This is a genomic window from Salegentibacter tibetensis (assembly GCF_020164485.1).
Taxonomy (GTDB): domain Bacteria; phylum Bacteroidota; class Bacteroidia; order Flavobacteriales; family Flavobacteriaceae; genus Salegentibacter; species Salegentibacter tibetensis.
In genome coordinates this window covers 1-20,345 of the sequence record NZ_JAIQZA010000035.1, presented here as the reverse complement: position 1 = coordinate 20,345, position 20,345 = coordinate 1, and the positions used below count along the sequence as shown (strand labels likewise).

The 20,345-nt window shown below is 38.2% G+C and carries 18 protein-coding genes; 9 read left to right on the top strand and 9 right to left on the bottom strand.

Annotation, left to right across the window (positions count from 1 at the left end; genetic code table 11):
• Positions 1–41 precede the first annotated feature (41 nt).
• Together LB467_RS15350 and recG are read right to left on the bottom strand one after the other, a co-directional pair.
• A complete protein-coding gene (locus tag LB467_RS15350) occupies positions 42–953 on the bottom strand; it encodes a tetratricopeptide repeat protein (RefSeq protein ID WP_224474936.1) in 912 nt (303 codons plus the stop codon).
• A gap of 226 nt (positions 954–1,179) precedes the next feature.
• Positions 1,180–3,279, bottom strand: coding sequence for an ATP-dependent DNA helicase RecG (gene recG / locus LB467_RS15345; protein ID WP_224474935.1), 2,100 nt, complete (start codon positions 3,277–3,279; stop codon positions 1,180–1,182).
• Between the two features lie 120 nt (positions 3,280–3,399).
• Here recG and LB467_RS15340 point away from each other — a divergent pair, with 120 nt between their 5' ends.
• From LB467_RS15340 to LB467_RS15330, 3 genes are read left to right on the top strand one after another with little or no spacing between them, the layout of a single operon-like run.
• Complete coding sequence (locus tag LB467_RS15340) at positions 3,400–5,514, top strand: M1 family metallopeptidase (protein WP_224474934.1); 2,115 nt, start codon at positions 3,400–3,402, stop codon at positions 5,512–5,514.
• A 3-nt stretch (positions 5,515–5,517) separates the two neighbouring features.
• The gene (locus tag LB467_RS15335; protein ID WP_224474933.1) at positions 5,518–6,420 is read left to right on the top strand and encodes a patatin-like phospholipase family protein; all 903 of its coding nucleotides are present in this window, start codon (positions 5,518–5,520) and stop codon (positions 6,418–6,420) included.
• The gene (locus LB467_RS15330) at positions 6,420–7,343 is read left to right on the top strand and encodes a patatin-like phospholipase family protein (RefSeq protein ID WP_224474932.1); all 924 of its coding nucleotides are present in this window, start codon (positions 6,420–6,422) and stop codon (positions 7,341–7,343) included. The genes LB467_RS15335 and LB467_RS15330 overlap by 1 nt, the downstream gene beginning before the upstream one ends.
• On the opposite strand, the gene LB467_RS15325 is transcribed toward LB467_RS15330, so the two are convergent.
• From LB467_RS15325 to LB467_RS15310, 4 genes are read right to left on the bottom strand one after another with little or no spacing between them, the layout of a single operon-like run.
• The gene (locus LB467_RS15325) at positions 7,340–7,861 is read right to left on the bottom strand and encodes a DUF7935 family protein (protein ID WP_224474931.1); all 522 of its coding nucleotides are present in this window, start codon (positions 7,859–7,861) and stop codon (positions 7,340–7,342) included. The two genes, LB467_RS15330 and LB467_RS15325, sit on opposite strands and share 4 nt — an antisense overlap.
• Positions 7,858–9,480, bottom strand: coding sequence for an FMN-binding glutamate synthase family protein (locus tag LB467_RS15320; protein WP_224474930.1), 1,623 nt, complete (start codon positions 9,478–9,480; stop codon positions 7,858–7,860). The genes LB467_RS15325 and LB467_RS15320 overlap by 4 nt, the downstream gene beginning before the upstream one ends.
• Before the next feature lie 2 nt (positions 9,481–9,482).
• Positions 9,483–10,751, bottom strand: coding sequence for an amidohydrolase (locus LB467_RS15315; protein ID WP_224474929.1), 1,269 nt, complete (start codon positions 10,749–10,751; stop codon positions 9,483–9,485).
• Between the two features lie 11 nt (positions 10,752–10,762).
• Positions 10,763–11,254 carry a DsrE family protein gene (locus LB467_RS15310; protein WP_224474928.1) on the bottom strand — a complete coding sequence of 164 codons (492 nt, stop codon included), beginning with the start codon at positions 11,252–11,254 and terminating at the stop codon, positions 10,763–10,765.
• Between the two features lie 206 nt (positions 11,255–11,460).
• On the opposite strand from LB467_RS15310, the gene LB467_RS15305 reads away from it, so the two are divergent.
• The 4 genes from LB467_RS15305 (at position 11,461) to LB467_RS15290 (ending at position 15,687) form a co-directional block, all read left to right on the top strand.
• Entirely contained in the window at positions 11,461–13,782 is a 2,322-nt protein-coding gene (locus LB467_RS15305) for an ATP-dependent helicase (protein WP_224474927.1), read from the top strand.
• 69 nt (positions 13,783–13,851) lie between these two features.
• Entirely contained in the window at positions 13,852–14,064 is a 213-nt protein-coding gene (locus tag LB467_RS15300) for a hypervirulence associated TUDOR domain-containing protein (RefSeq protein WP_224474926.1), read from the top strand.
• Positions 14,065–14,128: 64 nt separating this feature from the next.
• Positions 14,129–14,749 (top strand): L-threonylcarbamoyladenylate synthase, encoded by a 621-nt coding sequence (locus tag LB467_RS15295; RefSeq protein ID WP_224474925.1) that lies wholly within the window; start codon positions 14,129–14,131, stop codon positions 14,747–14,749.
• Positions 14,750–14,850: 101 nt separating this feature from the next.
• Complete coding sequence (locus LB467_RS15290) at positions 14,851–15,687, top strand: alpha/beta fold hydrolase (RefSeq protein WP_224474924.1); 837 nt, start codon at positions 14,851–14,853, stop codon at positions 15,685–15,687.
• Between the two features lie 76 nt (positions 15,688–15,763).
• Here the strand turns inward: LB467_RS15290 and LB467_RS15285 are convergent, their stop codons facing one another.
• The 3 genes from LB467_RS15285 to LB467_RS15275 form a co-directional block, all read right to left on the bottom strand.
• A complete protein-coding gene (locus LB467_RS15285; protein ID WP_224474923.1) occupies positions 15,764–16,597 on the bottom strand; it encodes an OmpA/MotB family protein in 834 nt (277 codons plus the stop codon).
• A gap of 91 nt (positions 16,598–16,688) precedes the next feature.
• Positions 16,689–17,684 (bottom strand): glycosyltransferase family 2 protein, encoded by a 996-nt coding sequence (locus tag LB467_RS15280; RefSeq protein WP_224474922.1) that lies wholly within the window; start codon positions 17,682–17,684, stop codon positions 16,689–16,691.
• Positions 17,681–18,148 (bottom strand): type I restriction enzyme HsdR N-terminal domain-containing protein, encoded by a 468-nt coding sequence (locus LB467_RS15275; protein ID WP_224474921.1) that lies wholly within the window; start codon positions 18,146–18,148, stop codon positions 17,681–17,683. Before LB467_RS15275 ends, LB467_RS15280 begins: the two co-directional genes overlap by 4 nt.
• 76 nt (positions 18,149–18,224) lie before the next feature.
• On the opposite strand from LB467_RS15275, the gene holA reads away from it, so the two are divergent.
• Together holA and LB467_RS15265 are read left to right on the top strand one after the other, a co-directional pair.
• Positions 18,225–19,229: a DNA polymerase III subunit delta gene (gene holA / locus LB467_RS15270; RefSeq protein ID WP_224474920.1), complete on the top strand. Its 1,005-nt coding sequence runs from the start codon at positions 18,225–18,227 to the stop codon at positions 19,227–19,229.
• Positions 19,230–19,233: 4 nt separating this feature from the next.
• Complete coding sequence (locus LB467_RS15265) at positions 19,234–20,136, top strand: 1,4-dihydroxy-2-naphthoate polyprenyltransferase (protein ID WP_224474919.1); 903 nt, start codon at positions 19,234–19,236, stop codon at positions 20,134–20,136.
• Positions 20,137–20,345: the final 209 nt, after the last annotated feature.

Sequence of the window (20,345 nt, the reverse complement as noted above, 5' to 3'; positions counted from 1 at the left end):
AAGTTGCTCCTTTCAAGCGCTAATTAAACTTAAAATAATAATTAAGCTTTCCTTTTAAACTTCATATTATTTACAAGCTCCCAATCCTGGCTACCTTCTTTTGGGATATAAATGTTCCATTCAATATTATCACTATCGGTTTTTGTGATCTCGTGTTTGGCTTGTTTTTGCTCATTGTTTTCATTATAATCCTCCAGGAATTCAAATTGACCATTGCCTTTATCTTTAATTTTTAAGTCAGAAATTTCAATACCATTAGGATTAACAGCGTTGATATACGCCATTTCATAAACATCATCTAGCGCATTGTAAGCTACAATTCTTTCACAGCAAGCGGCATTTCCCTCTTTAGTATGTTTAACTCTCAATACCGATTCTCCCGGTAAATAACTAACGTTTTGCGTGCTTGGGGGTATATCTACTGCCTGCCCATCTCTATAACCGGTTTGGGTTATTTCCCAGTTTCCCGTTAGAAAATCTAGTTGACGGTGCTTATCTTCTAATTTTGCCAATTTAGAGAGCGAGGCCTGCTTCATTTGTTTTTTTTCGTTTTCATCCTTTATATTCTCCGCTAATTTGGCTGCTTTTTTAAAATGTTCTTTGGCCTTTTCCTTCTCTCCTTTTTCCAGTAACAAATCACCATAGGAATCATAAGGATTAGCTTCTTTTGGATATTCATCAATTTGAGCTTTAAAAACCTTCTCTGCAGCTTCAAGATCTTTATTCTCCATGAGTTTGTACCCCAGTAGATTTAAAGGTTCCTGTAAATTTTTATATTCTGTGGTTTTATTCTTTTCATACATTTTCATGGCTTTATCAAGCCCGTTACTTTTATATTCCTCATATAACTTCTCTTCTAAGGCCTTTTCGGTATTTTCCTGAGCAAACAGTAGGCCACCACATACAATAAGCATAAGGCTTATAATCCTTCTCAAAACTATTCCCCCTTTCATAATTTCTAATGTTTTGGTTAATATTTAAATTTACGGAAAAATGGGCTAAAATGACGCGTAAAAATTATCTGACTAATCTGTAAATCAAGTTGTTAATGTTGCTTCTGATTTCTGAAAAGGCTTTGTTTTATTAAGGATGCAGCAGGCAAATAGAAGAGGATTTTGATTTTTAGTTTGGTGAAAATCAAGGGAAAATCAGTAGTCTTTTTTTGCTGAAGATTGGAACCTAACTAATGTAATTCCAGATATTTTTATGCTTCGCTACTTGAGCATAGGTAAACCGAAGTACTTTATTTTTTTCGAGTGAGAGGTTTGGATCTTCTTTTAAGATCTTCATTGCGTGATAACGAGCTGATTTCAAGATTTGATTATCCTTTACAATATCGGCAATTTTGAGGTTCAACACCCCGCTTTGCTGCGTGCCCATAATATCTCCAGGACCGCGTAATTTTAAATCAACTTCGGCAATCTCAAATCCGTCGTTGGTTGCGGTCATAGTTTCCAGCCTGGTTTTACTGTCGTTAGATAATTTATGCCCCGTCATTAAAATGCAAAAGCTTTGCTCAGCGCCACGACCTACACGGCCCCTAAGCTGGTGCAATTGGGAAAGGCCAAACCTCTCAGCACTTTCAATAATCATCACACTGGCATTTGGCACATTCACACCAACTTCAATAACAGTGGTAGCGACCATAATTTGGGTTTCGCCTCTTACAAAACGGTCCATTTCATAATCTTTGGCATCAGATTTCATTTGCCCGTGGACTATAGAAATTTGCATTTCGGGAAATTCACGCGCAATGCTTTCGTAACCATCCATCAAATCTTTATAATCCATTTTTTCAGATTCCTGAATTAGGGGATACACTACATAAACCTGACGCCCTTTCTTAATTTCATCTTTTATAAAAGCGAAAACTTTGAGTCGGTTACTATCGTAGCGGTGAACGGTTTTAATAGGTTTTCTTCCCGGCGGTAATTCATCTATTACTGAAATATCCAGGTCGCCGTAAAGACTCATGGCCAAAGTCCTGGGAATTGGTGTTGCAGTCATTACTAAAATATGCGGCGGCACCTGGTTTTTTCGCCACAATTTTGCCCGTTGCGCGACACCAAAACGGTGTTGTTCATCTATAACGGCCAGTCCTAAATTCTTAAACTTCACCTTGTCTTCCAGCAAAGCGTGAGTACCAATTAGAATATTTATTTCCCCATTTTCCAGTTTTTCGTGAATTTCCCGGCGTGCTTTTGTTCTTGAAGAACCCGTAAGTAAAAAAATTTTGGTATCTAGATCTTTACAAAGTTCAACCAGTCCGTTATAATGCTGAATTGCTAAAATCTCGGTGGGTGCCATAAGGCAGGCCTGGAAACCATTATCTAGCGCAATAAACATAGACATTAGCGCCACAATGGTTTTTCCTGAGCCCACATCGCCCTGCAACAATCGATTCATTTGAGCGCCGCTTCCTAAGTCAGCTCTAATTTCCTTGATTACCCGTTTTTGTGCGCCGGTAAGTTCAAAAGGAAGATGATTGCTGTAGAATTCGCTGAAATTCTGCCCGATTTCTTCAAAAACAAAACCTTTTATTTTTTGTTTCTGAAGCATATTTTTAATGAGCAATTGCAGCTGAATGTAAAACAGCTCTTCAAATTTTAATCGAAACTGAGCCTTGGTTAATAAATCCTGGCTCTGTGGAAAATGAATATTGAATATAGCCTCCGGCTTTGAAATTAGTTTTAATTCAGAAGTGATTTCTTCTGAAAGCGTCTCGTAAAATTTCCCTTTGGTTTCAATAAAAAGTTGCTGCATCAATTTATTGACAACCCGGTTGGTAATGCCCGATTTTGCTAATTTTTCGGTAGAAGGGTATACCGGTTGCATCGCGGTACGCAGTTGTTTTTTATATTCCTCAACTGGTTCCATCTCGGGATGTGGCATACTAAACAGGCCGTTATACCAATTTGTTTTTCCGAAAATCACATAGGGGGTATTGATCTTTAAATTTTCCCGAATCCATTTCTGGCCGCGAAACCAAACTAGTTCCATTTTTCCAGTTTCGTCAATAAAATCGGCTACCAGTCTTTTGCCGCGTTTTTGATCTACAGATTTTATGTGCGTGATTTTGCCTACCACCTGCACTTCAGCCGAATTGCGCTGCAGTTCATTTATTTTATAAAAACGGGTTTTATCCAGGTAACGGTTTGGAAAGAAATTTAACAGGTCCTGGTAGGTGTGAATGCCAAGTTCTTTCCGCAGTAAATCGGCGCGGTTTGGGCCGACCCCTTTCAGGTAATCTATGGGCGTTTGCAAAATATTGGCGTTCATGAAAACGAAGATATTAAAATCAGGTTTTTTAGGCTGAATTTCATTTAAAAATTAAAATCTAAATTTCCCAGGCTTAAAATTTGTTTAGTTTTTGTAATTTGTTGGCTGTAGTTTTTTATTATGAAATATCCCCTTATCGCCCTCCTTTGCTGTTTCTTTTTGAACATTTATGCTCAATCGCCGATAGTAGATTCACTGAATCAAATCAATAGTATAGATTTTAAAAAGGCCGAAGCTGAAATTTTCATTCTTCCAAAGAAAAAGGAAATTAGGGGAGAAGTGAGCTATAATTTTGAAGTTTTAAAAAGTATAGATTCATTCTATGTTGACGCGCGAAATATAAATTTTGAAAAAGTTCTGCTGAATGGAGAACCAAAAAACTTCAGAAATACCGGTGCACGCATTTGGATAAAAAATGAATTGAGAACTTCAGAAAACAATTCCCTTCAACTGAAATATTCAGTAAAACCTAAAGAAGCAGTGTATTTTATCAATTGGAATATCCCTGATTCTATCAAGGCTCCTAAACAAATCTGGACACAGGGACAGGGAAGATATACTTCTAATTGGTTGCCTTCTTTTGACGACCAACGGGAGAAAGTGGAATTTGATATGACTTATCATTTTCCCAAAGATTTAGAAGTGATGGCCAACGGAAAACTCACAGGGACATCGGTGAATGATTCTTTAAAAAGCTGGAATTTTGGGATGCAGCAGCCTATGAGCAGCTACTTGCTCGTTTTTGCTGCAGGAAATTATAAGGTAGAAGAAAGCAAATCGGCGTCAGGAATTCCATTGCAGTTTTATATGCCGGTTTCAGAAAAGGCAAAAATGGAACCCACTTACAGGTATACCAAAAAGATTTTTGATTTCCTGGAGAATGAAATTGGGTTGGCATATCCCTGGCAAAATTATAAGCAGGCGCCGGTACGTGATTTTCTATATTCCGGGATGGAAAATACCACCGCTACTATTTTTGATCACGCGTTTATCACCGATTCCATAGCCTTTAAAGATCGAAATTATGTAAGCGTTAACGCCCACGAAATGGCGCACCAATGGTTTGGAAATGTAGTGACTGCAGAAACCGCAAACGATCATTGGCTGCACGAAGGTTTTGCTACTTTTTACGCCTTGCTTGCCGAGCGTGAGATTTTTGGCGATGACTATTATTATTGGCAACTTTACCAATCTGGAGAAAAACTTAAAGAGTTAAGTGATACTGGTAAGGGAGAAGCGGTAACAAAAGCTAAAGCGAGTTCCCTTACTTATTATCAAAAAGGTGCCTGGGCTCTGCATATTTTGAGAGAAAAGGTAGGAGAAACCGCTTTTAAAAATGCAGTGAAGAGTTACCTGGAACTTTACAAGTTTAAAACTGCAACTACCGATAATTTTATTGCCGAAGTTGAAAAAGAGTCCAACGTAGATCTCTCAGATTTTATGTCTAAATGGTTAAATCAAACCGCTTTTCAGGGTTTTGCGGCTTTAAATTCTTTAAAAACCTCGGAATTTATTCAAAATCATTTGAATATTTCGGGACTTCGGGAAACGCCACTGGAGAAAAAAGCAGAGCTGTTAAGTGCAGCACTTAATTTCCCGGTGAGCGATTATACCGGGCAGGAAGTGGTTTATCAATTAGAAGGTGAAACTTCAGCAACAGCCATAAAGCTTTACAAAAAAGCATTTGAAACGAACAATATTTACGTACGCCAGGCCATTGCAACCAGCATGGAAAGAATTCCGAAGGAACTAAAAACAGCTTTTGAATCTTTATTGAATGATGAATCCTATATAACCCAGGAAGCTGCGCTGCTAAAATTATGGATGAATTTTCCACAAGAGGTTTCCACTTATTTAGATAAAACTAAAGGAACTGAAGGTTTTACCAATAAAAATGTGAGAATGCTTTGGCTTACCTTAAATCTGGTGACGCCAAATTACGAGCCAGAAAAACAACAGGAAAACTATAATGAGCTTTCGGGCTATACCGCTACGCATTTTCCAATTGAAGTACGGGAAAACGCATTTGGATATTTATACCAGATAAATAGTTTTACTACCCAAAATCTGCTGGATCTTATGCAAGGAACCCAGCACCCAACCTATAGGTTTAGAGATTATTCCCGGCAATTGCTTACCGAGCTGCTTAAAAACGATGAATATCACCAGAAATTCTTAGCTTTAAATGATCGTCTTTCCCAAAAGGAGCAGGACTATCTGCAAACTAAACTTTAATGTATGCGAGCATTGGTAATATCTGGAGGAGGCAGTAAAGGCGCTTTTGCCGGTGGTGTTGCCCAGTATTTAATTGAAGAATTAAAACGTGATTACGATCTATATTTAGGAACTTCAACGGGAAGTTTGCTAATTTCACACCTGGCCTTGAATAAGTGTGAAAAGATAAAAGATATTTACACTTCAGTAAATCAATCCAGTATTTTTAGCAATCGTCCTTTTCTTATCAAGCGGCAGCACGGGTACGATCAAATAAGCATTAACCATTTTAATGTGCTTATTAATTTTCTGAAAGGAAAAAAGACTTTTGGCGAAAGTAAAAACCTAAAAAAACTTATAGAAGCCACTTTAACCAAAGAAGAATTTTTGAGCTTGCAAGCGGGAGCGAAAGATGTTGTGGTTACTGTTTCTAATATTTCTTTGAATGCGGTTGAATATAAATCGATTAAGGATTTTGATTATAAAGAGTTCTGTGAGTGGATCTGGATTTCCTGCAATTACACACCTTTTATGAGTTTGGTGCAAAAAAAAGGTTGTGAATATGCCGATGGTGGATTAGGGACAATGGTGCCTATAGAAGAAGCGATAAAACGAGGGGCTACACATATTGACGCGGTAATATTACAGACTGAGGCTACTTTTTATAATAGAATGCCTTCCAAAAACGTTTTTGGACTGATCACTAATTTGTTTCGGTTTATGCTGGATAGGATTGAAAAGCAAAATATTAAAATAGGAAAATTTGCAGCTGCTAATAAGAATGTAACTATAAATTTTTATTACACGCCTACGGTATTGACTACCAATTCCCTTATTTTTGATGAAAAGCAAATGAAGTCCTGGTGGAGAAGTGGTTACAATTTTGCCCGGGAAAAAAGCGAAGAAATTAATCAAATTGAACTTTAATGCGGGCACTGGTAATATCTGGCGGTGGGAGTAAAGGCGCTTTTGCAGGCGGCGTGGCCCAATATTTAATTCAGGAGGAAGGCAAGGAATACGATTTGTTTCTGGGCACTTCAACCGGAAGCTTACTTATTCCACACCTCGCCATGGGAAATATAGATAAGGTTTACGACATCTACACCAATGTAAACCAGCGCAAGATTTTTAGTATTAATCCTTTTGTGGTAAAGCGAAAAGAAGGCCGTGAATATGTGACCATCAATTACTTTAATATGTTCTGGCAATTTGTGCGGAAGAGAAGAACCTTTGGAGAAAGCCAGAATCTCAGAAAACATATAAAAAATAATTTTTCTGAAGAGAATTTCAATCAGCTGAAAAGCCAGGTTGAAGATGTGATTGTTACTGTTTCAAATTTATCTAAAAACCGCGTAGAATATAAGTCGATTAAGGATTTTTCTTATGAAGATTTTTGCGACTGGATCTGGATAAGCTGTAATTACATTCCTTTTATGAGTCTCGCCAAAAAAGACGGATTTGAATATGCCGATGGTGGGTTGGGTTGCGTGGTGCCTATTCGGGAAGCCATAAAACGCGGTGCAACTGAGGTAGACGCAATTATCCTGGAAGCCGAAAATATGGAATATAATAAAGTGCTGGGTAAAAATCCATTTTCTTTAATGATTAACCTTTTTGGATTTTTACTGGACCAGGTAGAATATCACGACATCGTAGAAGGAAAACTAGCAGCTTTAAATAAAAAGGTAAAACTGAATACGTATTACACTCCTACAAAATTGACTGAAAACTCACTGGTTTTTAATAAAAAATTAATGGGTGAATGGTGGCAACAAGGTTACGATCACGCCAAAGAAAAACATTTGCAATTCCTGGCTACCAAACGCAAAAGTTTCTTTGGGTTATTTTAAATGAAACGTTTTACTTCATTTTTTAGGTAAGCGATGGCAGCTTCAGTAGGAGATTGTTTTTCTATTAGATTTTTGAGAATCACTTCCCTTAATTTGTCGGCATCGGTTACACTTTCCTGCTGGTTTGCCTTCCGAATGATTCCTATAGTAGCATTTTTTGCTGTTTTTATATAATCCCAACATTCAACAGAAAGATAAATTTGCTGTGCGAGGTTATGCTCAAATTCCTGTTCTATGGTGTTGATCAATAATCGCTCGTAAGCTTCTTTGTCATCGGAATTTGGTTTTACCCTAAACAGGATTTTCCCGGGAGAGATGCGTTCCAGAAAGAGCGTCATTCGTTCATAAGCCTGTAATTTTAAAGGAAGCGCTGTTTTTTGATTTTCCCTATGCAATAAAAACCGTCTGCGGTTTTCTTCATTTTTATTATAGGAGCTAAAAAAATAAAAGGCTACCACACCAACGATTAAAGCCGGCAAAATAGCTAAAAGTATTTGGGAAAGTTCTATCTGGTTCATTCGTTCTTATTATGTACCGAGGTCTCTTCGGTTTCTGCTTCTTTGGTTGTAACTTCTTTTTGCTTATGTATGCCGCCTAGATGTGGGCAATCCATATGCACCTGAATACCGTCGAAAGGTACTTTTTCTTTGTGATATGCAAAAGTAGTGGCCAGGGTTTTTGCCAGGTTCTTGTCGCTCAAATTTATTTCTACATCGTCCATGGTGAATTGCGCAGGATGTTCGTAACCGCAGGCGTGCGTTATCTCCAGCAGTTCTTTTCTGAATTTTGTAAAGTAATAATTCACTCTTTTCGATTTGTCCTTTACGTTTATTCCTGCCTGCAACCATTTGTTTTGCGTAGCAACGCCGGTAGGGCAGGTGTTGTTGTGACAGGCCTGTGCCTGTATGCAACCAATGCTCATCATCGCCTCCCGGGCCACATTTATACAATCGGCGCCAAGGGCGAAGGCCATTGCAGCTTTGGCTGGAAAACCGAGTTTCCCACTGCCAATAAATACAATTCTATCGGTAATTCCTTCGTTAAGAAATATTTTATACACATCGGTAAAAGCGTAGATCCAGGGTAGAGAAACGTGATCGGCAAAACTTGGTGGTGCAGCACCGGTACCACCTTCTCCTCCATCTATGGCGATAAAATCGGGGCCACGTTTTGTTCTTGCCATAATCGCGGCGAGTTCTTCCCATTGGTTTAATCTTCCCACCGCCGATTTTATCCCAACCGGAAGCCCGGTGGCATCGGCAATTTCTTCAATAAAATCTATCATTTCAGGGATATTGCTAAAGGCGGTATGGTTAGGAGGCGAAAGCACATCTTTGCCAATAGGTACATGCCTGATTTCAGCAATTTCTTTAGTGATTTTTGAAGCGGGTAAGACACCACCTTTTCCTGGTTTAGCACCCTGTGAAAGCTTGATTTCAATAGCCCTAATCTGCGGATTATCTTCTACTAATTTCACCATTCTATCCATTGAAAAGTTTCCTTCTTCGTCCCGGACCCCAAAATAACCGGTTCCAAAATGAAAAACCACATCAGCGCCTTTTTGGTGGTATTGTGAAAGTCCGCCTTCCCCGGTATTATGGTAAGCCCCGGCTTGTTTACAACCTTCATTCATAGCTTCTACGGCTTTAGCCGAAAGGGCACCAAAACTCATCGCAGAAACATTGATAATTGAACCGGGCCTAAAGGGTCGTTTCCGGTTGTTGAATTTTCCCATTACTTTTCCGCACGCTATAAAGTTTGGGTCAATTTTATTGGGATGATCTTCTTTAAGGTTGAAGGGGATCATCGCATTATTTATAAAGATATAATGTGTTGAAAATATATCCTGATCGGTTCCAAAACCTTCGTAATTGTTTTCATTTTTTGCTGAAGCATAAATCCAGCCCCGTTCTATACGGTTAAAAGGTAACTCGTCCCTGTTGCTGGCAACAATATATTGACGTAATTCCGGACCAATTCCTTCCAAAAAATACCGCAGGTGTCCCACCACGGGAAAATTATGCTTTATAGTGTGTTCGCGGTTAAAAAAAATATCTTTTATAGCTATTAAAACGATAAAAATAAGAATCCATCCCCACCAGGGAATTACCGCTAAAAAGCTAAAAACACCTTCCATTTTTACTGGTTTAAGTAGTCTATAGCCAGTTGTGACAAAGTTTTTACGCCCAGTAACAAACCGCTTTCATCAATAAAGAAATCGGGAGTATGATGTGGTGCAGGATTTACTACGCCAGGAGTTTTTCCGCCAAGGAAAAAATACAAACCGGGAATTTCTTGAGCAAAAAATGAAAAATCTTCAGCTCCGGTTATAGCCTTAATATTAACAACATTCTCTTCTCCGGCTACTTTTTGTAAGGTTGGAAGCATTTTAGCGGTAAGCTCAGGATCATTGTAGGTTATTGGATAACCTTTGGCAATTTCTATGGTAGCTTCGGCTCTATATGCTGCAGCCAGTGCAGGCACCATTTCCTCCATTCTTTTATTGATCATTTTTTGCATATCTACATCCAGAGTTCGTAAAGTTCCAATAATGGTGGCCTCTTCCGGAATAATATTACTTCTTACCCCGCTTTCTATTTTTCCTATAGAAAGAACAGCGGCTTCCTGAGTAAGTTCTGCTTCCCTGGATATAATTGTTTGAAGTCCATCAATTATTTTTACCGAAGCCATAATAGGATCTATACCACTCCAGGGTGTAGAACCGTGGCTCTGTTTTCCTTTGACCTTGATCTCAAAACTTTGTGAAGCAGCCATGATACCCTCAGGTTTGTAGGATATAGTATTTACATCTTTATCTGCAGAAATATGCAAACCAAAAATGGCATCCACATCAGGATTTTTTAGAACGTTCTCTTCAACCATCAGCTTAGCTCCACCCTCTTCACCGGGAGGGGCGCCTTCTTCTGCCGGTTGGAAAATAAATTTTACAGTTCCCGGAAAATCATTGTTTTTGGAAAGAATCTCTGCTACTCCCATTAAAATTGCGATATGGGTGTCGTGGCCGCAGGCATGCATTACAGGAACCTGCTCCCCACGAAATTCACTTGTTGCAACAGATTTAAAAGGGACATCGGTTCGCTCTTTAACCGGGAGCCCATCAATATCAGCTCTCAATCCTACTACTTTTCCCGGACGATTCCCTTTTAGAATTCCAACTACCCCGGTTTTAGCAACGCCCGTCTGAACTTCTATCCCCAGTGATTCTAAATGTGCAGCGATTTTTTTTGCTGTTTCAAATTCCCTGTTTCCTAATTCGGGATGTTGATGGAAATCTCTTCTCCATTCTATAACCTGTTCTTCAAGTTCCTCGAAATCACTTTCGGGAATAGTATTTTGCGCCTGGATAAATCCGGTTAAAAAAAATAAGAAAAGTAGGGGTGTTTTCATCTTGCTGTTTTTTAGAAATTAATAATTCGATAATCCATATTTTGAAGCTGAACTAAGGCTGTCATAGCTGAAAGCGCAATTTTCACATCATTGGCTGCTTTTTCTGTTGTTACCTTATGATGTTTAGCACTCTGCCCACATAATATAACCTGAACGCCATGTTTTGTAAGTTCATCGAGCAAAGGCAGATTGGGATTTGAATTAGTCTGTGGATATTTTTTGGTATAAAACTTATCTCTAAGTACATCATTAATGGCACTACCGTGTACTACCAATGCAATCTCCATATTTCTTAAATCTACACCGGCTTTTTCATGCATATTCAGGAAGCGGGCAGCAGTTTCGATAAGTTTGTTTGGTTCATTGCTTGCAAAGTTACGGTTTACATCAAATACTACTTTTAAGACAGATGATGTATCGGTCTTAAAATCTGGAGAACTAATATGATATGTGGCACCATATTCAGGGATAACATTGCCAGCTTCTGGTACCTGTGCTTTCATTATTCCCAGGCTCAATAAGCATATAAGGAAAAATAGTCTGATTTTCATAAGTTAAAGATTCTGATGTAAAAACAATCGGGTTTAAATATATTAAAATATCTATCAATACTGAGAATGCATACTTAATTGTTCGAAAAATCAACTACTTCCAGGTTTCCTTTTTTACGCATTTTGGTTACCTTTCAGCTTTTAAAAAAGGAAAAATATTGGAAGCTTATTTAGCCGAATTAAATGACGCACAGCGCGCGCCTGTTTTGCAAAAAGATGGCGCCATGATTGTGATTGCAGGAGCAGGATCTGGGAAAACCAGGGTGCTTACCTATCGTATTGCTTACTTAATGAGCCAGGGAGTAGACCCTTTTAATATTTTATCGCTCACCTTTACCAATAAAGCGGCCCGGGAAATGAAAACCCGTATCGCTAAAATTGTTGGTAACAGCGAAGCGAAGAATCTCTGGATGGGAACTTTTCACTCTATTTTCGCCAAAATCTTGCGTTTTGAAGCCGATAAATTGGGCTATCCTTCAAACTTCACCATTTACGATACACAAGATTCTCAAAGCGTGATCAGGGCGATTATTAAAGATATGCGCCTCGATAAAGACGTTTATAAATATAAACAGGTTTACAGCCGGATTTCTTCCTATAAGAACAGCTTAATTACCGTAAAAGCTTATTTCCAAAACCCGGAGTTGAAGGAAGCCGATGCGATGTCTAAAAAACCGCGTTTGGGAGAAATCTATCAGGAATATGTGGAGCGTTGTTTTAAAGCCGGTGCGATGGATTTTGATGATCTTTTGCTGAAAACAAACGAGCTTTTAAATCGTTTTCCCGAAGTGCTTCATAAATACCAGAATCGTTTCAGATATATTCTGGTAGATGAGTATCAGGATACGAATCATTCGCAGTATTTGATTGTAAAAGCACTTTCAGATAAATTTCAGAATATATGCGTGGTGGGAGATGATGCGCAGAGTATTTATGCCTTCCGCGGAGCGAATATTAATAATATCCTGAATTTCCAAAAGGATTACGATAACGTGCAAATGTACCGTTTGGAGCAAAATTATCGCTCTACCAAGAATATTGTAAATGCGGCAAACTCTATAATTGAAAAGAATAAAACCAAACTAGAAAAAATAGTTTGGACTGCTAATGATGAAGGGCCAAAGATTGTGGTCAACCGCCTCCTAACCGATGGGGAAGAAGGCCGTTTTGTTGCCGGTTCTATATTTGAAAATAGAATGCAAAATCAGATGAATAATGGTGATTTTGCCATTTTATATAGAACCAACGCGCAAAGTAGGGCGATGGAAGATGCCCTTAGAAAAAAGGAAATTCCTTACAGAATTTACGGCGGACTTTCATTCTACCAGCGTAAAGAAATTAAGGATGTCCTGTCTTATTTACGCCTGCTGATTAATCCTAAAGATGAAGAGGCTTTAAAGAGAGTAATCAATTACCCCGCACGGGGAATTGGGCAAACCACGATGGATAAACTGAGCATTGCGGGGAATCAATATGGGAAAACCATTTTTGAAATTATTGAAAATATAGATCATCTGGATCTTAAGATCAATAAGAGTACGCGTACCAAGCTGGACAATTTCGTGAACATGATAAAGAGTTTCACGATTTTAGCCGAAAATGCCGATGCGTTTACCGTTGCCGATACGGTGACCAAAAAAACAGGTTTGGTTCAGGAATTAAAAAAGGACGGTACTCCGGAAGGTATTGCCAGAATTGAAAATATTGAAGAATTACTTAACGGGATCAAGGATTTTGTAGAAGGCCAAAAAGAACTTGCCGATGCCAATGGTTCTTTAGCTGAATTCCTGGAAGACGTTGCACTGGCCACCGATATGGATAAAGACACCGGCGATGACGACCGAGTGGCTTTAATGACCATTCACCTGGCAAAAGGACTGGAGTTTCCATACGTATATATTGTTGGTTTGGAAGAAGATCTCTTTCCTTCGGGAATGAGTATGAATACCCGAAGTGAGCTGGAAGAAGAGCGGCGCTTATTTTATGTGGCGCTTACCCGGGCAGAAAAACAAGCCTACCTAACTTATACGCAATCCCGCTACCGCTGGGGAAAACTTGTAGATGCAGAACCGAGTAGGTTTATAGAAGAGGTAGACGAGCAGTATATGGATTATATGATTCCGCAGGATGACTATAAATATAAACCGCTAATAGACACTGATATTTTTGGCGATGATGTTGATAAAAGTAAACTGCGCCAAAGCAAACCTAAAAAAGGGACTCCACCCCCGGCACATAAACCTAGTGAATCTCAGTTAAGGAAGCTGCGGAAATTAAAACCCGCCAGCCCTGAACCCGAAAAAGCCACGAATGCTATAAAGCTTGAAGCTGGAAACGTGGTAGAACATATGCGTTTTGGGAAAGGAAAAGTACTGGCCATAGATGGCGTGGGACAGGACAAAAAAGCTGAAATTGATTTTGAAAACGGCGGAATTAAAAAGTTGTTGCTAAGATTCGCAAAGCTGAAATTAATCTCCTAAATCTCGTTAAACTTCTGTTATATAAAGCCGCGTCAAGCGGCTTTCTTTTTACCTTCAAAATAAAAAATTATGATTAAAGAGGGAAGTAAAGTCAGTTGGAAATGGGGAAATGGAAAAGCTGAAGGGAAGGTTGTTAAGACCTATGCGGAAGAGGTCAACAAAACTATAGATGGAAGCGAGATAACCCGAAAAGGAGAAAAAGGAAATAAAGCACTTTTTATAGAACAGGAAGATGGCAGTAAAGTGCTGAAGCTGGAAAGTGAAGTTTCTAAATCAGATTAATCAAACCAATTTGGAAATATCTGCGCGAAAATTTGTAAATTCTCGGTTATTAAAATCTATAACTATGGCTGAATTACTTAAAATTTACGACAAGAACCCAAGTCAAAAACATATTGATAAAGTAGTAGAAGTACTAAGGAACGGTGGGCTTATTATTTACCCTACCGATACCGTATACGGTTTAGGCTGTGATATCACCAATACTTCGGCTTTAGAGAAGATCGCTCAAATTAAGGGCGTAAAGCTTGAAAAGGCTAACTTCTCTTTTATTTGTGAAGATTTAAGCAATCTTTCAGATTACGTGAAACAAATAGACTCGGCAACTTTTAAGGTGCTAAAAAGAAACCTTCCCGGGCCTTATACATTTATCTTACCTGGAAATAGTAACCTGCCAAATGTCTTTAAAAAGAAGAAAACCGTAGGAATTAGGGTACCCGATAATGCTATATGCAAAAGCATTGTTGCCACTTTAGGGAATCCAATCGTTTCTACCTCTATCTATGATGAAGATGAGGTTATAGAATACACCACAGATCCAGAACTGATTAAAGAAAAATGGGATCACCTGGTAGACCTGGTAATAGATGGTGGTTATGGAGATAATATTCCATCTACCGTTATAGATCTAACCACTTCTGAACCAGAAGTAATAAGGGAAGGAAAAGGCAGTATTGAGATAATGTAGTTTTAAATAAAATTTTTGATAACACGTTAAAAGCCTGCTAAATGCAGGCTTTACTTTTTTATCGAGAACTGTAGTTGCTATCTTAATAGAAAAAATAAGCAATGAATTATATAGAAACCAAGAACGAAGAAAACGGAAATAAAATAAAACTGTCCTACGAAGATTATGGTGAAGGGCAACCAGTGATTCTTATTCACGGCTGGCCTTTAAGTCATAAAATGTGGGAATACCAGGTTGAGAAAATTGTAGATTCAGGATTTAGATGTATAAGCTACGACCGCCGCGGATTTGGTGATAGCGATAAACCCTGGGAAGCTTACGATTATGATACTTTGGCTTCAGATTTAAATGATGTTATTACTGTATTAGGACTTTCCAATGTTATATTAGTTGGTTTCTCCATGGGTGGAGGGGAAGTTGCCCGTTTTATTGGAAAATACGGAACTGCGAATATTGAAAAAGCAGCGTTGATATCAGCTGTCCCACCTTTTATGCTGAAAACCGATGATAATCCCGATGGACTCGACAAAGAAGTTTTTGAAGGATTTAAAGAAGAAATAAGGAAAGACCGCGCAGGTTTTCTGGCCGGTTTTGGAGGTAAGTTTTATAATTTCGAAAAGAATAAGGATAGAATAAGCGAAGACCAGAAACACTACGACTGGAGTATTGCCTGCAAGGCTTCGGCAAAAGCAACTATAGATTGTGTAGATTCTTTTGGTTTAACCGACTTCAGGGGAGATTTAAAACAGTTTGATGTGCCAACGCTAATTGTTCACGGGGATGATGATGAGATCGTTCCAATAGAACTTGCTGGTAAGAAAAGCAAGGATTTAGTTAAAAATAGTACTTTTGAAATAATTGAAGGTGCACCGCACGGATTGGTAATGACTCATAAAAAGGAATTCAACGAAATTTTATTGCGTTTCCTGAAATCTTAATTTCAGAAATACTTTTAAAAACAAAAAACCCCGCAAAAGCGGGGTTTTTTTATAATAAGTTTGAAATTATATCAGCCTAGTTAGCAGATTTCATTCCTTCTTCGATCATTCCGTAGAACTGGTCTAATTTTGGAAGAACTACAATTCTTGTTCTTCTGTTTTTAGCACGACCTTCTTCAGTTGCGTTATCGGCAACAGGAACATAGTAACTTCTACCTGCGGCAGTCATTCTAGCTGGTGCAACACCAAACTCGTCCTGAAGGATTCTAACTACAGAAGTAGCTCTTTTTACACTAAGATCCCAGTTATCTTCAAACATAGAAGTTTTGATAGCTTTATCATCAGTATGTCCTTCTACCATAAACTCGATGTCCGGCTTGTTTTTAACTACAGTAGCAACTTTACCAAGTACTTCTTTAGCACGATCGGTTACATTATATCTACCACTGTCAAATAAAAGTTTATCTGAGATAGAAACGTAAACCACACCTTTTTCAACATTAATCTCAATGTCTTCGTCGCTCATATTACCCAAAGCACCTTTTAAACTGGTTACTAAGGCAAGAGTTACAGAATCTTTTTTGTTAATGGCATCACGCATTCTGGTAATAGCCATGTCCTTTTCTTTAATGCTTTCAAGAGAACGTTCAAGGTTTTCTGCTTCTTTCTTAGAAAGAGTAGCCAGATCACCAACGTTGTTTAATAATGCCGCATTGGTATTGTTAAGCCTTGTGATTTGCTGGTTAAGGTTTTGTTTGTCCTCTAAACATGCATTTAATTTAATGGTAGCAGTGTTTAATTCGTCCTGGGTTTGTTTTTGTTTATCTTCAAGCTCAGCATATTTTTTATTAGATACGCAAGAGGAAAACAAAAGAACGGCGGTTGCCGATAAAAGCATAATTCGTTTCATAATCTTGTAATTGTTATTAATGTTAGATTTTTCAAAAGTATCAAAAAAATGCAAAGCGGAAAAAGAAGCTATAACATAAGTTTGAATCCCTTTATTTTAATTTCGAAAATTCTTTTTTGCCTAAGCAAAAATAAGACCAAATAATAGATTTTAACTGAAAATATTCAGTGTTTTTTGGTACTGATTTTCGCTTTGAATGAATTTTTTTGAAGTTACGGTAAAATGCACTATGAGCCTGAAGGATAGCGTATAAATGTGAAAATTTTCCTGCAGCTATAAATTTCATTCCCGCGATGCCGTCCAAAATCATCCTCATTAGTAAAATCGCGTAAACATTGGGCGCTGGTACGTTTTTCAGCAGCATATATAAGCTGTTTCTAAAATTGAAAAATGTCTTCCGGGGGTTCATATTGTCAAGGGTAGCTCCTCCTACGTGGTAAACTATAGCGGCACCGCAAGATTTAACCTGGTAGCCCAGGTTATGAATTCTCCAGCATAAATCTATTTCTTCCTGATGAGCAAAAAAATCTTTATCGAGTGCACCGGCCTCCCAGTAAACGTTTTTTCTTATAACTAAACAAGCACCACTAGCCCAAAAAATTGGAACATCTTCATTATATTGCCCGTAATCTTTTTCTAAAGTTTCAAATATCCTTCCGCGGCAAAACGGATATCCGTATTTATCTATAAATCCACCGGCGGCCCCGGCATATTCAAAATGATCTTTTTTCTTGAAATCCAGTATTTTGGGTTGAAGCGCGGCTGTTTTAGGCTCATTATTAAAGATTTCAAGAATTGGTTTTAACCAGTTTTCCGTAACTTCTACGTCGCTGTTTAGAAGCACAAAAATATCTTCGGTCAGACCGGAAAGCGCATCGTTGTAACCTTTAGCAAATCCGCCGTTTTCTTTATTTTGAATAATTTTTACCTGTGGAAAATTTTCTTTTACAAATGCTACCGAATCATCGGTTGAAGCATTATCGGCTACATAAATATTAGCTTCTTCAGAAAAACTGATTACGGAAGGCAGAAATTGCTTTAGCAAATCACGGCCATTCCAGTTTAAAATTACTACTGCGGTTGTCATGAGTTTTCAGAAGTTTTGGAAGTAAAATAACCTGGAATTTCAGTTAGAAAATCATATTTCTCCTGCTCATAGTCCAGTTTGCAGTAATAATGTTGCAAGCCGTTGGTGAGCATTAAAAAATCGGCTTTTAGGCTTAGATTATACCTTGCAATCTGATCAAAAACATCCTGGGTGATCTTAATATGCGGGGCTTTACATTCTACCACCACTTTTATTTTTCCGTTAGGATAAAAAACCACAGCATCATATCGCTTCGTAAGTTTTCCCAGTTTGAGTTGCTTTTCAACGTTTATGTGATTTTTGGGGTAATTCTTATCTAAAGTAAGGAATTTGACCACGTGTTGTCTCACCCATTCTTCAGGGGTTAGGACCACAAACTTTTTCCGGAGTTCATCAAAAACGGCTATTTTATTTTCACTATTTTTGAACCGAAACGTATATTTTGGGAAATTTAGCGCTAACATAGGCCAAAAGTAAAAAACAAAACCTCAGCGCGGCAAACTTCGGTTTAAAATAAAATTCAAAAAAACCTTCAGGTTAATGGAAGAAGCAAGAGAGATTGTGAACAATATTCAAAAAGGCAGTGTTTCGCCGCTTTACTTTTTAATGGGCGAAGAGCCTTATTATATAGACAGGATCTCAGATTTTATCGCGCAAAATTTACTGGCCGAAGAGGAAAAAGGCTTCAACCAAATTATAATGTATGGCCGGGATACCAGTGTAGGCGAAATTATTAGCAATGCCAAGCGTTACCCGATGATGGCCGAAAGACAGGTGATTATTGTAAAAGAAGCCCAGGACCTTTCCCGAAGCATAGAAAACCTGGTAGCTTATGCCGAAAATCCGCAGCCTACCACTACTTTGGTTTTTTGTTACAAATACAAAAGTCTTGATAAGCGAAAGAAGCTTTCTAAAGTCCTGAAGAAAAACGGGGTTTTATTTGAAAGCAAGCGACTGTACGAAAACCAGGTGGCCGATTGGATTATGAAGACCTTAAAAGCCAGAAATTATACTATTTCCCCCAAGGCAGCACAAATGCTGGTGGAATTTTTAGGAATTGATCTAGGCAAAATTGATAATGAATTAAATAAACTTCAGCTTATTACTCCTGAGGGGACTCAAATTACGCCTGAACTTATTGAGCAAAATATAGGGATAAGTAAGGATTTTAATAATTTTGAATTGCGAAAAGCCATAGGAATGCGGGATTCTTTGAAGGCTCATCGCATTGTAAATTATTTTGCGCAAAACCCGAAAGACAATCCTATGGTAGTGACTATTTCGCTTTTGTTTTCCTATTTTTCGCAAATTATGCAATATCATGGCCTGCCCGATAAGTCTAAAGCCAACGTAGCCAAACAGCTTAAAGTGCATCCTTATTTTGTAGGCGATTATATAGCCGCAGCTAAAAATTATCCGATGAAAAAAGTGAGCCAGGTTATTGGTTTACTTCATGAAAGCGATGTAAAAGGAAAAGGTGTGGGCGCAGTGAATGTTTCTCACGGAGATTTACTCAAAGAATTAATGGTGAAGATTTTAAACTAAAAGTATGGTAAAATTCAACTCCTGGATTAGCGCTGCCAGACTAAGAACCTTACCATTATCGGTTTCCGGAATTATTGTAGGAACTACCACTGCTGTAGCAGAAGGATCTTTTAGCATTAGCATATTTAGTTTGGCGCTGGCTACAACTTTAGGCCTTCAAATACTCTCAAATTTTGCCAACGATTATGGTGACGGTGTAAAAGGAACAGATAATGAAGATAGGGTAGGGCCACAACGTGCCATCCAAAGCGGACTTATCTCCCAAAAGGAAATGTTTCAGGGAATCATAATTACCGCTGTAGTTACTTTGCTTTTTGCCATTTTGCTTATTTATGCAGCTTTCGGAAAGGAAAATTTAGGCTATGCTTTATTATTTTTGATACTTGGAATAGGTGCAATTGCAGCAGCTATAAAATATACCGTGGGAAAATCGGCTTATGGCTATCGGGGGCTGGGAGATGTTTTTGTTTTTATTTTCTTCGGATTGGTTGCAGTCTATGGTTCCTATTTTTTATATGCACACCAGTGGAATTGGTTAATACTGCTTCCAGCCTTTAGCATAGGTTTTTTAAGTATGGGCGTGCTAAATCTCAATAATATGCGAGACCGGATTTCTGACGAAAAAGCGGGTAAGAATACATTGGTGGTAAAACTCGGCGCCAAAAATGCTAAAAACTATCATTATTCGCTTATTCTTGGAGCCATACTTTGCCTGGTAATATTTACCGTGCTAACCCTGGAGAGTTTAAATGACTTTCTTTATATCCTGGCTTTTATTCCTTTAATACTTCATCTTAAAAGAGTTGTGGAAAATGAAAATGCCACGCTCCTGGATCCCGAACTAAAGATTTTAGCGCTTTCAACCTTTGCCACGGCACTACTTTTTGGTTTAGGTCAGATCTGGTAGGAAGTTTAACAAAATTATATATTTGAGCGTTTCACACCTTTTTCATCGAATCCTTAAATTAGGGCAAACCATAAAAATTAAGTTATGAAATACCCATGATTTAGCCCACGCAAACACCGATGAGTTTTTTGCTTAAATTTAAGTGATGTAAAAACTTATTGGGATGAAAGCAATTGACTACGAGCAGGTTATTTCCGTGGGATGCGGAA

Coding starts and splice junctions, on each gene's coding strand:
- LB467_RS15310 (WP_224474928.1), bottom strand. CDS start 11,254: ATGAAAGCACAGGTACCAGAAGCTGGCAATGTTATCCCTGAATATGGT.
- LB467_RS15300 (WP_224474926.1), top strand. CDS start 13,852: ATGATTAAAGAGGGAAGTAAAGTCAGTTGGAAATGGGGAAATGGAAAA.
- LB467_RS15295 (WP_224474925.1), top strand. CDS start 14,129: ATGGCTGAATTACTTAAAATTTACGACAAGAACCCAAGTCAAAAACAT.
- LB467_RS15265 (WP_224474919.1), top strand. CDS start 19,234: ATGGTAAAATTCAACTCCTGGATTAGCGCTGCCAGACTAAGAACCTTA.
- LB467_RS15290 (WP_224474924.1), top strand. CDS start 14,851: ATGAATTATATAGAAACCAAGAACGAAGAAAACGGAAATAAAATAAAA.
- LB467_RS15350 (WP_224474936.1), bottom strand. CDS start 953: ATGAAAGGGGGAATAGTTTTGAGAAGGATTATAAGCCTTATGCTTATT.
- LB467_RS15315 (WP_224474929.1), bottom strand. CDS start 10,751: ATGAAAACACCCCTACTTTTCTTATTTTTTTTAACCGGATTTATCCAG.
- holA (WP_224474920.1), top strand. CDS start 18,225: ATGGAAGAAGCAAGAGAGATTGTGAACAATATTCAAAAAGGCAGTGTT.
- LB467_RS15320 (WP_224474930.1), bottom strand. CDS start 9,480: ATGGAAGGTGTTTTTAGCTTTTTAGCGGTAATTCCCTGGTGGGGATGG.
- LB467_RS15335 (WP_224474933.1), top strand. CDS start 5,518: ATGCGAGCATTGGTAATATCTGGAGGAGGCAGTAAAGGCGCTTTTGCC.
- LB467_RS15275 (WP_224474921.1), bottom strand. CDS start 18,148: ATGTTAGCGCTAAATTTCCCAAAATATACGTTTCGGTTCAAAAATAGT.
- recG (WP_224474935.1), bottom strand. CDS start 3,279: ATGAACGCCAATATTTTGCAAACGCCCATAGATTACCTGAAAGGGGTC.
- LB467_RS15285 (WP_224474923.1), bottom strand. CDS start 16,597: ATGAAACGAATTATGCTTTTATCGGCAACCGCCGTTCTTTTGTTTTCC.
- LB467_RS15280 (WP_224474922.1), bottom strand. CDS start 17,684: ATGACAACCGCAGTAGTAATTTTAAACTGGAATGGCCGTGATTTGCTA.
- LB467_RS15325 (WP_224474931.1), bottom strand. CDS start 7,861: ATGAACCAGATAGAACTTTCCCAAATACTTTTAGCTATTTTGCCGGCT.
- LB467_RS15330 (WP_224474932.1), top strand. CDS start 6,420: ATGCGGGCACTGGTAATATCTGGCGGTGGGAGTAAAGGCGCTTTTGCA.
- LB467_RS15340 (WP_224474934.1), top strand. CDS start 3,400: ATGAAATATCCCCTTATCGCCCTCCTTTGCTGTTTCTTTTTGAACATT.